Here is a 15,142-nt window from a genome sequence, read left to right as displayed (position 1 = left end):
TGGGAAGCTTTTTAACCTCAGGTCATCATCATTGGCCATTCTGGCGGCGTCTGACTCATGACCTCAATCATCACATCTTTGATATTACCCCAGATTTTTGCGATATCGATCAGGGTGATGCCCAGCAAACCGGTGGCGAACCAGCAGGCGGCGGCAAGGCCGAGGCAGCTGCAGATCACTGCCAGACCGGCATAATCGCTTTTCCGTAACTGGATATTCAACGAGCTGGCGAGAAACATCAGTACCGCGCTCACCAGGGGCCAGCGCAACAAAACGACACTGGTAGTAATGGAAGCCATTAACCTATCCTCAAAGAAAGTCGGGGAGCCATGGATGACCTGGCGCGACTGACGATGGCATAGCGCTCTGGTCTCGACTGGCAAACTAGAGAGTGATGAAACGTCATTTCTGTTTCATCAACTTGTGTGAACTATATCACACTTGGTGCTTTATTCGCCAGCCAAAAAATGAGCTTTCGCTGCGCTTAATAAGCTTTGATTTTGTGTGGATATAGGTAAGCAAAACCCGATTATCTTATTTTCATTCTCTTGCTAATGATTATTACTCTGCGGGTTTTATTACCAGTTCCTGTTTATTACACGGAGAAACCGAGTCAGATGCGCGTCTATTCTTAATCTGACGAGAATATCTTTCGAATACCTGATAAATAAGTATTATTCAACACCACCAGCTGAAAAGCTGACGCCCTGAAGGGCTGGCAGATATCTGCTGATGTCTATCGCAGTCGCGATTGCTAACGTGTTCGGGCTACCTTAATTAAGGCATATCGCATGGATGAAAGCGTAAATGGCTGACAGTGCGCCGCATAAGGCGCTCAGACTTGTCGGAATGGGGCTGGTTATTTTATTGCCGGTGATGTTGGCATTGTGGTTTGCCCAGCTGCGGGCCAAAGCCGAAACCATTGATCAATTGCACTCATTTTCGCAGCTGGCGCTGCAAAAAACAGAAATGGTCATCCGGGAAGCGGATCAGGCGCGGTTTAAAGCCAGCCGGTATCGTGGTGAGCTATGCTCAGCGGAGCACCAGCGTTATTTACTGCATATTGTTCGCGGTCTGCTGTATGTAGAAGATCTGATCTACGCCAACGGTCAGCGCTTTATCTGTTCAACGTCCGCTCATCCCGAGACCGGCTGGCGGATGCCCGCGGCGAATTACACCAAAAAGCCGGATGTGGCGATTTACTACTATCGGGATACGCCGTTTTACCCGGGCTTTGCCATGAATTATATGCAGAAGGGGCCCTATGTGGTGGTGGTCAACCCCTACTCGTTCAGCTCGGTGATTGCCAGCGACCGCGATTTAGCCTATGGCGTTTTCGATACTAAAACCAACCTCTTTTTCTCGCTGAGTAATAATGTTGAGCCCGCCGAACTCCAGGCGTTAATTCGCGAAGGCGATGCTTTTTTTAATCAGAATGGTCGGGTGTATACGATAGCCCGCTCCGCTATCCGGCCGATCGCGGTCATCATGTCCACCTCCCGGGCCAGCTACTACCACAACTTCTGTGACCAGGCGAGCCTGACGCTGCCGCTGGGGATCATTTGCAGTATTTTACTGGTGCTGGTGTGGACACGAACCCGCCGCCAGTATCACTCGCCGCGCAATATGCTACAGCGGGCTCTGAGCTGCCGCCAGCTGCGGCTGCACTACCAGCCGATTATCGATATTAAAAATAACCGCTGCGTCGGGGCGGAGGCGCTACTGCGATGGCCGGGGTTTGATGGCCCGGTGATGAACCCGGCGGAGTTTATCCCGCTGGCGGAAAATGAAGGCATGATTGCCCAGATCACGGACTACGTGGTGGACGAGCTGTTTTATGAAATGGGTGAGTTTCTTGCCAGCCATCCGCAGCTGTATGTGGCGATCAATCTCTCTGCGTCCGATTTCCACTCGGCGCGGCTGATTTCCCAGATCAGTGAGAAAGCGCACAGCTATGCGGTCTGCATCGGACAGATCAAAATCGAAGTGACCGAGCGCGGGTTTATCGACGTGGCGAAAACGACGCCGGTGATCCAGGCGTTCCGCGAAGCAGGCTATGAGATTGCGATCGATGATTTTGGTACCGGCTACTCGAATCTGCATAATCTGCACGCGCTGAATGTCGATATCCTCAAAATCGATAAAACCTTCGTTGATACGCTGACCACCAACAACACCAGCCATCTGATCGCTGAGCACATCATCGAGATGGCGCGCGGGCTGCGTTTAAAAACTATCGCGGAAGGGGTGGAGACCCCGGAGCAGGTAAGCTGGCTCTACAAGCGCGGCGTGCAATTTTGTCAGGGCTGGCTGTTTGCGAAAGCCATGCCGGCGCGGGAGTTTATGCAGTGGTTAGCGAATGCTCCCACGCCCATAAGCAGGCCTCAGCCGCCGCGTCACGCGGAGATCTGATGGCGGTAGTCGCTGGGAGTGCGGTCGAACTCGCGGCGGAACACCCGGGAGAAGGTTTGCTGCGAGACGTAGCCCAGATCCATCGCGATATCAAAGATAGGTCGCTGAGTGGTTCGCAACGCTTCCGCCGCCAGCAGCAGGCGGCGCTGACGAATATAATCACCCAGCGTCTGATGCATTACGGTACGGAACATCCGCTGCAGATACCATTTCGAGTATCCTGACTTTCTGGCGACTATATCAATGTTAAGTGGTTGATCGATATGTTCATCAATCCATTCAATCAGTGTTTGAATAATATCCTGATGGGACATAAAGCGGCCTCTCTCAATTCTCGATTCGTCGTTTTGTCTGCGGGCGAGTATAATTCCTCAAGTTAACTTGAGGTAAAGCGCTTTATGGAAAAGAAATCACCCCGCATCAAAATGCTGCTGACGCCCGGGGAAGTGGCAAAACGAACCGGCGTGGCGGTCTCGGCTCTCCATTTTTATGAGAGTAAAGGCCTGATCCATAGCCAGCGGAATGCCGGCAACCAGCGGCGCTACCGGCGCGATGTCCTGCGCGCGGTGGCGATTATCAAAATTGCGCAACGCATCGGCATCCCGCTGGCGACCATCGGCGACGCGTTTGGCGTACTGCCGGAAGGGCACAACCTCAGCGCAAAAGAGTGGAAGATGCTGTCATCGCAGTGGCGTGAGGAGCTGGACCGGCGTATTCATACCCTGACGGCGTTGCGCGACCAGCTCGACGGCTGTATCGGCTGCGGCTGTTTATCACGGCGCGACTGCCCGCTGCGCAACCCGGGCGATAAGCTGGGGGAAGAGGGGACCGGCGCCCGGCTGCTGGAAGAGGAATAATAAAACTAAAGCGCCACAACTGGGCGCTTTAGTTGTTTTCCGGTCTTTGTCTTTCGCATTATCTCGCTGGTTCACGAGAGGGTTTCCCCCGACATCGACGTCCCTCAGTATTGCGCAATCTGTTGATGGAGGTTCCGGTTTGCGTCGACACTTTAACTATGGCAGCTGCTGCCATTTTTTCCTTACTATTTTGCCGAAATTTTCCCGGCAATGAGCGCCTGTTCCTATAGTTAATTTGAACAAACCACGGGAGAGGCCCATGCTGACGGTACACCATCTTAATCAATCACGATCGCAACGCGTACTGTGGGCACTGGAAGAGCTGCAGCTGCCTTATCAGATAGTCCGCTATCAGCGGGAAAAGTCGATGCTGGCGCCGGCGGCGCTGAAGAAAGTCCATCCGTTGGGGAAATCGCCGGTGCTGGAAGACAACGGCTATGTGCTGGCGGAGTCCGGGGCCATTCTCGAGTATTTGCAGGAGACCTGGGACAGCGGCGGGCTGCTGAAGCCGCAGGCGATAGAGGACAAACTGCAGTACCGCTTCTGGCTGCACTATGCCGAAGGCTCGCTGATGCCGCTGCTGTTAATGAAGCTGGTGTTCGCCAGCCTGGGTAAACCCCCTGTGCCCTTTGGCGTCCGCTCGCTGGGCGCCCTGCTGGGCAAGGGCATTCAGAAAGCGTGGCTGGATCCCCAGCTGGCCACCCATGCGCGGTTTATTGACGACCATCTTGCCACGCGGCCATGGTTTGCCGGCGAGCGACTGAGTATGGCCGATATCCAGATGAGCTTCCCGGTGATGGCGCTGTTGGCGCGCGGTGGCGTGCATGACCTTGTCCATATCGAGGCCTGGCGACAGCGGGTGGAGCAGCGTCCGGCCTGGCAGCGGGCCATCGAGCGCGGCGGCCCCTTTTCCTTACCCGGCGCCTGAGGTATCAGCGGATCCGATGACGCCGACAAATGAAAGCAACTCACTAAAAATTTGTTAGCGGATTGCGCATAGACGATAACGTTTGCGCATCGTCTGGTTATTTTCTGCTCGTCATAAGCGAAATTTAGCGAAATACGATAAACATCGGTTGAAAAGGGTTATCTAAAGGCCGGATAATCGTTTGCCTTTCTGTTTTGCTCCCTCTTTTTTCTGCTATCCAGAGGGAGGAGATAAGGTTGACACACCGTAGTGTATGCGCGGAGTTAAACGTTTGCTTTTTTGCAGCCCCCCTGGCGCTGCGATTCGGTACAAGGAGATCGCGTTTAACTGGCAGTGGAGGGTCCACCACGCATATCAACGAACAATAAAAATTTTCAGGGGAAGTTTTCTATGTCTACGCCTTCAGCGCGTACCGGCGGTTCATTAGACGCCTGGTTTAAAATTTCGGCGCGCGGTAGCACCGTGCGTCAGGAGATTGTTGCAGGTCTTACTACCTTTCTGGCGATGGTTTACTCCGTCATCGTGGTGCCGGGCATGCTCGGTAAAGCGGGCTTCCCGCCGGCCGCGGTGTTTGTCTCGACCTGTCTGGTGGCGGGCGTTGGCTCGCTGGTGATGGGGTTATGGGCAAATCTGCCGATGGCTATCGGCTGCGCCATTTCGTTGACCGCCTTCACCGCCTTCAGCCTGGTGCTGGGGCAGCAGATCAGTATTCCGGTGGCCCTCGGCGCGGTATTCCTGATGGGTGTCCTGTTTACGGTGATTTCCGCGACCGGCATCCGCAGCTGGATCTTGCGCAACCTGCCGCAGGGCGTGGCGCATGGTACCGGGATCGGGATTGGCCTGTTCCTGCTGCTGATCGCCGCCAACGGCGTTGGTCTGGTGATCAAAAATCCGCTGGACGGTCTGCCGGTGGCGCTGGGCAAATTTGCCAGCTTCCCGGTGGTGATGTCGCTGATTGGCCTCGCGGTGATCATTGGTCTGGAAAAAATGAAGGTGCCGGGCGGTATTCTGCTGACCATTATTGGTGTGTCGATTGTGGGCCTGATTTTCGATCCGAACGTCCATTTCTCCGGTATTTTCGCCATGCCATCCCTGAGCGATGATAAAGGCAACTCGCTGATCGGCAGCCTCGACATCATCGGCGCGCTGAACCCGGTCGTGCTGCCCAGCGTGCTGGCGCTGGTGATGACGGCGGTCTTTGACGCCACCGGTACTATCCGCGCGGTGGCCGGCCAGGCAAACCTGCTGGACAAAGACGGACAGATCATCAACGGCGGTAAAGCGTTGACCACCGACTCCCTGAGCAGCGTCTTCTCCGGTTTAGTTGGCGCGGCGCCAGCGGCGGTGTATATCGAATCGGCGGCGGGTACCGCGGCTGGCGGTAAAACCGGTCTGACCGCGGTGACGGTCGGTGTCCTGTTCCTGCTGATCCTGTTCCTCTCCCCGCTCTCTTATCTGGTACCGGCCTACGCGACCGCGCCGGCGCTGATGTACGTCGGCCTGCTGATGCTGAGCAACGTGGCAAAAATCGATTTCAACGACTTCGTTGACGCGATGGCTGGCCTGATCACCGCGGTGTTTATCGTGCTGACCTGTAACATCGTGACCGGCATCATGATCGGTTTCGCTACCCTGGTGATTGGCCGTCTGGTCTCCGGCGAGTGGCGTAAGCTGAACCTCGGTACGGTAATTATCGCCGTGGCGCTGGTGGCGTTTTACGCCGGCGGTTGGGCGATTTAAACCCTTCGTGCTCCTCACGGGCGGCTCAGGCCGCCCGTTTTATTTTTAAGCCACATCCTGTTTCCATTTGCGTTAATCTGGGTAGCGTATGATTCACAGGCACGACGCCTCACAGGTATAAAAGAAAACGCAGCAAACAGGGAACACATGGAAATATTCTTTACCATCCTCATCATGACCCTTGTGGTCTCACTGTCCGGGGTAGTGACGCGTGTACTGCCCTTTCAGGTTCCACTCCCACTGATGCAAATCGCCATTGGCGCGCTTCTGGCGTGGCCGACCTTCGGTTTGCACGTTGAATTTGATCCAGAGCTGTTTCTGGTCCTGTTTATCCCGCCGCTGCTGTTCGCCGACGGCTGGAAAACGCCGACCCGTGAGTTTATTGAACACGGGCGGGAGATCCTTGGTCTGGCGCTGGCGCTGGTGGTCGTGACGGTGGTCGGCATCGGCTTTCTGATCTACTGGATTGTGCCTGGCATTCCGCTGATCCCGGCGTTCGCGCTGGCGGCCGTACTCTCGCCGACCGATGCCGTGGCGCTCTCCGGCATCGTCGGGGAAGGGCGGATACCGAAAAAAATCATGGGTATTCTGCAGGGCGAGGCGTTAATGAACGATGCCTCTGGCCTGGTCTCACTCAAGTTTGCCGTCGCGGTGGCGATGGGCACCATGGTCTTCACCGTTGGCGGCGCGACCGTAGAGTTTCTGAAGGTGGCGATCGGCGGCGTGCTGGCCGGGTTTGTGGTGAGCTGGTCGTATGGCCGCTCGATGCGTTTCCTCAGCCGCTGGGGTGGGGATGAACCCGCCACGCAGATTGTCCTGCTGTTCCTGCTGCCGTTTGCCTCCTATCTGATTGCCGAACATATCGGTGTCTCCGGTATCCTGGCGGCGGTGGCGGCGGGGATGACCATCACCCGTTCCGGCGTGATGCGTACCGCGCCGCTGGCCATGCGTCTGCGCGCTAACAGCACCTGGGCGATGCTGGAATTTGTCTTCAACGGCATGGTCTTCCTGCTGTTGGGCCTGCAGCTGCCGGATATCCTCTCCAGCTCGCTGGTGGCGGCGGAAGCTGACCCCAACGTCGAGACCTGGATGCTGTTTACCGACATCATCCTGATCTATGCCGCGCTGATGCTGGTGCGTTTTGGCTGGCTGTGGTCGATGCGTAAGCTTAGTCAGCGCTTCCTGAAGAAGAAACCGATGGAGTTTGGCTCCTGGACCACCCGCGAGCTGCTGATCTCCTCTGTGGCCGGGGTGCGCGGGGCGATTACCCTCGCCGGTGTGCTCTCGATTCCGCTGTTGCTGCCGGACGGGAATGTTTTCCCTGCGCGCTATGAGCTGATTTTCCTCGCCGCCGGGGTGATCCTGTTCTCGCTGTTCGTCGGGGTGATTGCGCTGCCGATCCTGCTGCGCCACATTGAATCGAGTGACAACGTGCAGCAGCGGAAAGAGGAACGACTGGCGCGCGCAGCGACGGCAGACGTGGCGATTGTGGCGATCCAGAAGATGGAAGAGCGCCTGGCGGCGGATACCAAAGAGAATATCGATAATCAGCTGCTGACCGAAGTCAGTTCGCGGGTGATCGGTAACCTGCGCCGCCGCGTCGATGGTCGTAACGACGTGGAAACCTCTATGCTGGAGGAGAGTCTGGAGCGTCGCTTCCGCCTGGCGGCGCTGCGCTCCGAGCGTGGAGAGCTGTATCACCTGCGCGCCACCCGGCAGATCAGTAACGAGACGCTGCAGAAGCTGCTGCACGATCTCGACCTGCTGGAAGCGCTGTTAATCGAAGATCAATAACCTTTAGTCCGGATAGCGCGACGCTTATTCGGGCTACTGGCGAGACTGCAGTAAATGTGTCGCCCCGGTAAGCGTTAGCGCGACCGGGGGAAACCCGGGCAGCGGCGCAAGCGCCTGACCCGGGTTACCCATTCCTCTGTGAAATGCGTTGTCACCAGGGAATTATTCCAGCCAGAACGCTTTACTGCACGCCAGCCAGGCCTCAGCGCTGCGCGACATATACACGCCCTCCCGCCAAATCATCCCCAGCTCCCAGCGCAGCTCGCTTTGCAATGGGATCCAGCAAAAGTTCTGCGGGTCGAGACGCTGGCAAATCGGCTCGGGCAGGATCGCCACGCCAATGCCGGCCTGCACCATCGCGGCGAGAAAATCCCACTGGCCGCTGCGCACCGCGATACGCGGCTTTACGTCATGCTCGGCAAACAGGCGCATCAGCTGCTGGCTGAGGGCAAATTCTTCGTTGTAGATGACCAGCGGATACGCCGCCAGCTCGGCCGGCGAGAGCGAGGTCACGCCCTCCCACGGCGCGGTTCTTGGCGTCAGGACGCACAGCGGGTGGTTGAACAACGGCAGGGTGGTGAGGTGGCTACCCTCTTCGATGGGCAGGGCGGTCATCGCCATATCGAGCTCGCCGTTGCTGACCGCCTGCTGGACCGTCAGGCCGCCAAACTCGGCGATTTTCAGCTCGACGCCCGGGTAGCGCTCGCGGAAGCGGCTGATCGGCTCCGCCATCAGCATCCCGACCATCGGTGGAATGCCAAGCCGCAACACCCCTTTATGCAGGTGGTTGATATCGCTCAGTTCTGACTCCAGCTGGCTGAACTCGCCAAGGATCGCCTGGCCGCGTTCAAAAACAACGCGCCCGGTATCGGTGAGCAGCAGTTTACGGCCATCGCGGATCAACAGCGTGCAGTTCAGTTCATCTTCGAGATTTTTGAGCATCTTGCTGATGGTGGGCTGTGTGACGAACAGCTTTTCCGCCGCGCGAGTAAAACTCTGCTGACGAACCACTTCAACGAAATAGCGCAGCGTTCGGATATCCATAATTATTCCCTGAGACTATACCTGCGATGATTTTAATTCATTTCTGTCCGCTTCGGCGGCTCTCTATACTGCACCCCTGACTTCTTTTTTTCAGGAATATCGCTCATGGCCTTCGCGCCAGCTCGCGTTGCCCCCGCCGTGGCGCAGCGTCTTCAAATCCCGCTGCAGGTGCTCCTTTATGTCGGGTTATTTATTTTTGCGCAATATCTGGTGAACAGGTGGCAGGTACCCCTGCCGGCTAACCTGGTCGGCATGGTGATGCTCCTGCTGCTGATCGTCTGCCGGGTGATCCCCCTGAGCTGGGTTCGCGCCGGCGCCCGCTGGTTGCTGGCGGAGATGCTGCTGTTTTTCGTCCCGGCGGTGGTCGCGGTGGTCAATTATACCCAGCTGCTGATGGTTGATGGCTGGCGGATTTTCCTGGTGATTGCCTTAAGCACGCTGATGGTGCTCGGCGCGACGGCCTGGGTCGTCGACAGGGTCTACCGTTACGAAGTGAGCCGGCTAAAAAATGAGTGATGTCATGCTGAGCGTCCTGTGTCTGGTGGCGACGCTGGGTCTCTATTACGCCAATAAAAGACTGTATCGCCGTTTTCATAAACTGCCGCTGATGCCGCTGGTGTTCACGCCGATCCTGCTGGTGCTGATCCTGGTGCTGGGCCATATCTCTTATCAGAGCTATATGGGAGAGACCCACTGGCTGCTGTGGCTGCTGGGCCCCGCCACCATCGCCTTTGCCGTCCCGGTCTATGAAAATGTCGCGGTGATCAAACGCCACTGGATGTCGCTCAGCGCCGGGGTGGTAACGGCGGTGGTGGTGGCGGTGACCAGCTCCGTATGGCTGGCGCGCGGATTGATGTTGTCTGATGAAATCCAGCGCAGCCTGGCGGTGCGCTCGGTGACCACGCCCTTTGCGCTGGCGGCGGCGAAACCGCTCGGTGGTCAGCCCGATCTGGTGGCGCTGTTTGTGGTGATCACCGGCGTCTTTGGCATGGCGGTGGGGGATATGCTGTTTTTACGCCTGGCTATCCGGGAAGGGATGGCGAAAGGAGCCGGGTTCGGCGCGGCTTCCCATGGTGCCGGGACGGCGCGCTCCTATGAGCTGGGCCAGCAGGAGGGCGTGGTGGCCAGCCTGGTGATGATGCTGTCTGGCGTAGTGGTGGTGCTGGCGGCGCCGTTAGTGCGCTGGCTGCTGTTTTAGCGTTCTCGTGTAACCGGTTGTTATGAAATATTGAGGGGCGGAATAGTTGTGAACTATTTTCGCCCCTTTTTGTTTATGCCGGTTATTGGTCATCAGAAAAGATTAAGGCAATTCTTATTACCATCCTCTCTTTGTAACTAAATATTTCATAATCAATACTGATCTAATTATATTGCGAATGATGTATAGGCTTTTTATTATCTCTAAGAATTTTATAAGTTTGTATCGCTATGATTTCAAAGGAACTTCATCTTATTTTTCTCATTTTTTAAGGCGATTTGTTTAAAAATCAATTTTTACATTAATAATTGAGCTTTTACCCTCTGTTCGTTATTCTTTTTACGCGGGCTTGTATTATTGAATGGATTCAAATGCTGGTCGTTTATTTATGTATAATATTAATTATCATAAATCATATGTCACGTAAATGTGTATGTGACGCCGCGCGGATGCAAATTCATTCTCTAATATATCTGCATAAAACAATTGACGGACTGATTGTCGTTTATAATGGATATGGGAATAAATATGAAGATGAGTAAAAAAATTCTGGCTGGTGCCCTGATTTTCTCTGCCTGCAGCGTGCTGTCTACCGTTGCTCAGGCCGATAACACCATTACTTTTAATGGTGTTGTTTCCGATACGACCTGTACGGCGACCATTGACGGCGGCGTAACGGCTATTGATATGGGCACCACCTCAGTGGCAGATCTGAAAGCGTATACCTTCGGCGCTGCCAAGAACTTCTCCTTTAGCTTAGCCGATTGCCCGACCGCGGAAGACGGTGGCAACAGCATCGCTCGCGTCACTTTTGGCGGTGTTTCCGATACCGCGAACAGCGATTATTTTAAAAACCAGGCGACTGATGAGCCGGCAACCGGTGTTGCTGTGGCGCTTTTCGACGAAGCGGGTAAGGTAATGAAGAATAATGAAGAGGGTTCGGATGTCGATATTTCTTCCGGTGCCGCAACCATTCCATTCACCGTTAAAATGGTGAAGTCGGGTGATACCGATCCGACGAAAGGTACCGTTCAGACAACTGTGACTTATAACGTGACTTATTATTAATTCGGCGTTTTGTTGAATGGAGAAAGGGGAATCGTCTGCTATTCCCCTTTAATTAAACGTATGAGATATCCTTTTTTTGTGGTCGGTTTTTTGCTGTCTTCCTCTATTGCGCAAGCCAGCGTGGTCGTGGGCGGCACGCGTCTGGTGTTTGATGGTGCGAAAAACAACGCCGTCATCACGGTTGAGAATAAAGATCAGAGCAGCAATATCGTCCAGTCCTGGCTCTCGGTGGTGGATGCCGCGTCGCCAGCCAAAGACGCGTTTATTATTACGCCGCCGCTGTTCCGTCTCAAAGCCGGAGAGAAAGGATTCGTGCGCGTTGTCCGCTCAGGAAAAAAATTACCCGACGATCGCGAGTCGATGTTTTGGCTCAATATCAAAGGGATCCCGGCAACGGAATATGTCCCGGATAAAAATGTGGTGCAGTTTGCCATCAACTCGAAAATAAAATTGATTTATCGACCTGCCGCGTTAAAAGGCAATACACCGGAATCGTATGCCGAAAAATTACAGTGGGGAAAAGCGGGGGACTCGGTGACGGTAAAAAATAACTCACCGCTGTATATGAATTTTTCCCAGGTTAGCCTTAACGGAAAAAATATTTCTGGCGCATGGTTTGCTGCCCCATTTTCTACTTTAAAAATACCCGTGCAGAGTACCCTGTCCGCGACAGGGAAAAAAGAGATCACATGGAGCGTGATTAATGATTATGGTATGTCAGGGAAGAAATATACCGCTATCATTCAGTAGCGTTGAGCTACTGTTTTCAACCAAAAGTATCTGCGTCGCTATTGTTTTGTGCCTGAGTACCTTGTCTTCTCGCGCTGAGGCCGGTGAATATTTCAACCCGAATTTACTCGAAGTCGCCGAGGATCCTGCGGCTTCGGTGGATCTGTCCTATTTTTCGCAAGATGGCGTACCGCCGGGCACCTATCATCTGGATGTTTACATCAATGATAAGTATGTCAGTTCAGAATCGCTGACCTTTCAGGAAATTGGCCATGACGCAGGCGCGACCGCTTCTCCCTGTCTTTCCGCGGAGTATCTGAATTCGTGGTTGATTAATACCACCGCCTATCCCCAGCTGTTCGCGGCAGGGGAAACCTGCGCCCGGCTGTCGGCGATCCCCGGGATGACATTTTCGGTGTCTCTTGCCCAACAGCGAATCGATTTTACCGTGCCGCAGGCCGCGATGCTGAATCGCCCAAGAGACTATATACCGGAGAGCCAGTGGCAGCAGGGGATCAACGCCGGTCTTCTCAACTATAGTGTCACCGGGCAGCGCAATGCGCCGCGGCATAATGGCGCGACCGTAGACAGCCAGTTTGTTAGCTTGCAGCCTGGGGTGAATCTGGGGCCATGGCGTCTGCGCAACTACAGCACCTATAGCCACAGCGACAACAGCAGCCGCTGGGAGTCGGTTTACTCGTACCTTGCCCGCGATATTCACACCCTGCGCAGTCAACTGGTGGTCGGTAATACCTATACCTCTTCCGGCATCTTCGACAGTGTGAGCTTTACCGGCCTGCAGCTCAGTTCGGACAAAGAGATGCTGCCGGATAGCCTGCATGGCTTTGCGCCGACGATTCGAGGGATCGCGCGCACCACCGCGGAGGTCTCGGTTTATCAGAATGGTTACAGCATTTATAAAACCACCGTCGCTCCCGGCGCCTTTGAGATTAACGATCTGTATGCCACCGGCAGCGCCGGCGATCTGTACGTCACCGTTAAAGAGTCTGACGGCAGCGAGCAAAACTTTGTGGTGCCTTTTGCCTCGCTGGCGGTCCTGCAGCGTGAGGGCCAGCTGGACTATGCGCTGAGCAGCGGCAGGACGCGCTCAGGCAGCTCCGACGATAAAGAATACAACTTTATTCAGTCTTCCCTGGCCTATGGCGCCACCAGTAACTTTACTCTCTATACCGGCTTTCAGCAGGCGGAAGATAAATACACCAACCTGCTGTTAGGCGCTGGCTTTAACCTTGGCACCATCGGCGCGCTGTCGTTTGACGGCTCTCAGTCGTGGGCCGACGTGAAAACCAGCGATACGGCCTCGTCAACCCGCAAAGAACAGGGGCAATCGTATCGCGTCCGCTTCAGCAAAAGCTTTCTGCAGACGGGCACCAGCTTTTCCGTGGCCGGCTATCGCTACTCCACCGCGGGATACTATTCGTTTCAGGATTTTGTCGATAACGCCTCCACGCAGCGCGACTGCTGTACGCAGAGCGGCAGAACGAAAGGCCGGTTTGACGCTTCGCTGTCGCAGACGCTGTTCGGCTATGGTTCGCTCTCGCTTTCGCTGGTCAATGAAACCTATTGGGACAGCTCGCGCATGGAGTCGGTAGGCGTGGGCTATAGCGGGTCGATTGGCAGGGCCTCCTACTTTATTAACTATTCCTATAACCGCAATGTGCAAAGCACCGATGACAGCGGCAATAACCGGCCGGCCAGCGATACCATCGTCTCCCTGACGCTAAGCATCCCGCTTGGCGAGAAGCTCTCGGCGAATTACACCTTGAACCATGGTCGGCATAACGACACCACGCACAGCGTGGGGCTCAATGGCTCGGCGTTCGAGGATCGTTCTCTCAACTGGAGCCTCCAGGAGGGTTACAACACCCAGGATAAGAGCACCTCCGGCAACCTCAGCGTCAATTATCAGGGCTCAAAAGGCGATGTCGCCGGCGGCTATGGCTACGACCACTACAGCAATCACTACAATTATTCGCTGCGCGGCGGCATGGTTGCCCACGCGGGCGGGCTCACGCTGTCGCGCTTTCTGGGTGAGAGTGCTGCGCTGGTCGAAACGCCCGGCGTCAGCGATGTGCGGGTGCAGGGCCAGACCAACGTGACGACGGATGCCGCCGGGTATGCCGTGGTGCCGTATGTCCGCCCTTACCATCGCAACAGCCTGGCGCTGGATGAACAGCAGATGGCTGGCGCCGAGGTGGATAACGTCGCCAGAACGGTGGTCCCAACGCGCAATGCAATCGTCAAAGTGCAGTATGACACCCGAATTGGCTATAAGGCGATGCTCACCCTGTGTACTCGCAACGGTGTGGTGCCTTTCGGCGCGCTGGTGACCCTTGATAATGATCGCGCCAGCGCGGCGCGCAGCAATATTGTCGGCGATGAGGGGCAGGTGTATCTCACGGGGCTGCAGAAAAAAGGCCAGCTGTTAGCGCGCTGGGGGGAGAAAAGCAGTGAGCAGTGCACCGTTCATTACGACTTCTCCAGCATGGCTCTTGGCGACGATATTCTGTTCTATCAGGCCGAATGCCGGTAATGGATGCAGGTTTTCAACATGGAAGAAGGGGCTGATATGAATATGCGAGACGGCAGCACAAGGGGCATCCTGGTGGCCAGCCTTTTGCTGCTCTCCCTTCCGGCGCTGGCTTATGAAGGCAGCAGCACGGTCAATTTTAACGTCACGGGCACCATCGAAGCGCCTTCCTGCGAGGTGGCCGTGGAACCGTCGAACAGTATCGATTTAGGCACCGTCTCCTCGCAGACGTTCTCCGGAAATGCCGGGTCGAGCGGCGCCAGCGTGCCGGTTAAGCTGGTCTTTTCCAGTTGTTCCGCCGATGCGTCGGCGGTAACCATCGCATTTAGCGGAGCAAAATTCGATAACACTTACACCTCGGTTTATAAAAACTTCCGCACAGGCAGCGACGGGGCCAGCGGCGTCGGTATGCAACTTCTCACTCTTGCCGATCAGCAGCCCCTCGGGCCTGGCGACCAGTATCTTTATACCTTTGGTGACCGTGCCGACGTCCATATCTTCAATATGGTAGCACGCATGTTTTCGCCCTATGGCCAGGTAAGGCCGGGGATTGTCGGCTTTACCGCCACGTTCGATGTGGCTTACAAATAACGTTTCGACAGGGATGGGTATGAAAAAACTGATCTTCTTGTTCATGCTGGTACTGTGTCCCCTCTATAGCTGGGCGGCCTGCACGGGAACCAACTATGGCGATGTCTCGATGACTAACTTGCCGGAAAAGATTCTGGTCAACGCCGGGAGCTACACCGCGGGCACCGTGCTGTATGACTCGGGGAAAATTACCCGCGCGCAAACGGAGCTGATTAACTGCGAGGGAAGCA

The 15,142-nt window shown here is 55.4% G+C and carries 14 protein-coding genes and 1 pseudogene; 12 read left to right on the top strand and 3 right to left on the bottom strand.

The annotated features are described in order from the left end of the window. Nucleotides 1-17: 17 nt before the first annotated feature. Nucleotides 18-299 (bottom strand): YjcB family protein, encoded by a 282-nt coding sequence (locus CW267_RS12340; protein WP_008807275.1) that lies wholly within the window; start codon nt 297-299, stop codon nt 18-20. A 508-nt stretch (nt 300-807) separates the two neighbouring features. Here CW267_RS12340 and CW267_RS12335 point away from each other — a divergent pair. Next, entirely contained in the window at nt 808-2,412 is a 1,605-nt protein-coding gene (locus tag CW267_RS12335) for an EAL domain-containing protein (protein WP_032731712.1), read from the top strand. On the opposite strand, the gene soxS is transcribed toward CW267_RS12335, so the two are convergent. Then, a complete protein-coding gene (soxS, locus tag CW267_RS12330) occupies nt 2,397-2,726 on the bottom strand; it encodes a superoxide response transcriptional regulator SoxS (RefSeq protein WP_004151738.1) in 330 nt (109 codons plus the stop codon). The genes CW267_RS12335 and soxS overlap by 16 nt on opposite strands. Nucleotides 2,727-2,810: 84 nt before the next feature. Between soxS and soxR the strand changes: the two genes are divergently transcribed. The 4 genes from soxR to CW267_RS12305 all read left to right on the top strand — a co-directional run bounded on the left by soxR (nt 2,811) and on the right by CW267_RS12305 (nt 7,731). Continuing rightward, nucleotides 2,811-3,269, top strand: coding sequence for a redox-sensitive transcriptional activator SoxR (soxR, locus tag CW267_RS12325; protein ID WP_004206331.1), 459 nt, complete (start codon nt 2,811-2,813; stop codon nt 3,267-3,269). A gap of 259 nt (nt 3,270-3,528) precedes the next feature. Beyond that, nucleotides 3,529-4,197: a glutathione S-transferase family protein gene (locus tag CW267_RS12315; protein ID WP_012543173.1), complete on the top strand. Its 669-nt coding sequence runs from the start codon at nt 3,529-3,531 to the stop codon at nt 4,195-4,197. Nucleotides 4,198-4,587: 390 nt separating this feature from the next. Further along, a complete protein-coding gene (locus CW267_RS12310; protein WP_008807272.1) occupies nt 4,588-5,937 on the top strand; it encodes an NCS2 family permease in 1,350 nt (449 codons plus the stop codon). 147 nt (nt 5,938-6,084) lie between these two features. Continuing rightward, the gene (locus CW267_RS12305; protein ID WP_012543172.1) at nt 6,085-7,731 is read left to right on the top strand and encodes a Na+/H+ antiporter; all 1,647 of its coding nucleotides are present in this window, start codon (nt 6,085-6,087) and stop codon (nt 7,729-7,731) included. A 162-nt stretch (nt 7,732-7,893) separates the two neighbouring features. Here CW267_RS12305 and CW267_RS12300 read toward each other — a convergent pair whose 3' ends face one another. After that, on the bottom strand, nt 7,894-8,775 hold the full coding sequence (locus CW267_RS12300; RefSeq protein ID WP_012543171.1) for a LysR family transcriptional regulator: 882 nt from the start codon (nt 8,773-8,775) through the stop codon (nt 7,894-7,896). A 105-nt stretch (nt 8,776-8,880) separates the two neighbouring features. Here CW267_RS12300 and CW267_RS12295 point away from each other — a divergent pair, with 105 nt between their 5' ends. The 7 genes and pseudogenes from CW267_RS12295 to CW267_RS12265 form a co-directional block, all read left to right on the top strand. Beyond that, nucleotides 8,881-9,291, top strand: a complete 411-nt coding sequence (locus CW267_RS12295; protein WP_008807270.1) for a CidA/LrgA family protein — start codon at nt 8,881-8,883, stop codon at nt 9,289-9,291. Further along, nucleotides 9,284-9,973 carry an LrgB family protein gene (locus CW267_RS12290; protein ID WP_008807269.1) on the top strand — a complete coding sequence of 230 codons (690 nt, stop codon included), beginning with the start codon at nt 9,284-9,286 and terminating at the stop codon, nt 9,971-9,973. The genes CW267_RS12295 and CW267_RS12290 overlap by 8 nt, the downstream gene beginning before the upstream one ends. 510 nt (nt 9,974-10,483) lie before the next feature. Continuing rightward, complete coding sequence (locus CW267_RS12285; protein ID WP_074442684.1) at nt 10,484-11,041, top strand: fimbrial protein; 558 nt, start codon at nt 10,484-10,486, stop codon at nt 11,039-11,041. A 60-nt stretch (nt 11,042-11,101) separates the two neighbouring features. Next, nucleotides 11,102-11,791: a fimbrial assembly chaperone gene (locus CW267_RS12280; protein WP_032691118.1), complete on the top strand. Its 690-nt coding sequence runs from the start codon at nt 11,102-11,104 to the stop codon at nt 11,789-11,791. Then, a complete protein-coding gene (locus tag CW267_RS12275) occupies nt 11,745-14,324 on the top strand; it encodes a fimbria/pilus outer membrane usher protein (protein ID WP_100781429.1) in 2,580 nt (859 codons plus the stop codon). The genes CW267_RS12280 and CW267_RS12275 overlap by 47 nt, the downstream gene beginning before the upstream one ends. Before the next feature lie 36 nt (nt 14,325-14,360). Next, on the top strand, nt 14,361-14,912 hold the full coding sequence (locus tag CW267_RS12270; protein ID WP_044613841.1) for a fimbrial protein: 552 nt from the start codon (nt 14,361-14,363) through the stop codon (nt 14,910-14,912). 19 nt (nt 14,913-14,931) lie between these two features. Beyond that, nucleotides 14,932-15,142 (top strand): annotated as a pseudogene (locus CW267_RS12265) (type 1 fimbrial protein); the annotation flags it as partial.

The sequence above is a fragment of the Klebsiella sp. X1-16S-Nf21 genome, assembly GCF_002837615.1.
Lineage (GTDB): Bacteria > Pseudomonadota > Gammaproteobacteria > Enterobacterales > Enterobacteriaceae > Klebsiella > Klebsiella variicola.
This window is presented reverse-complemented; position numbering and strand designations above follow the sequence as displayed.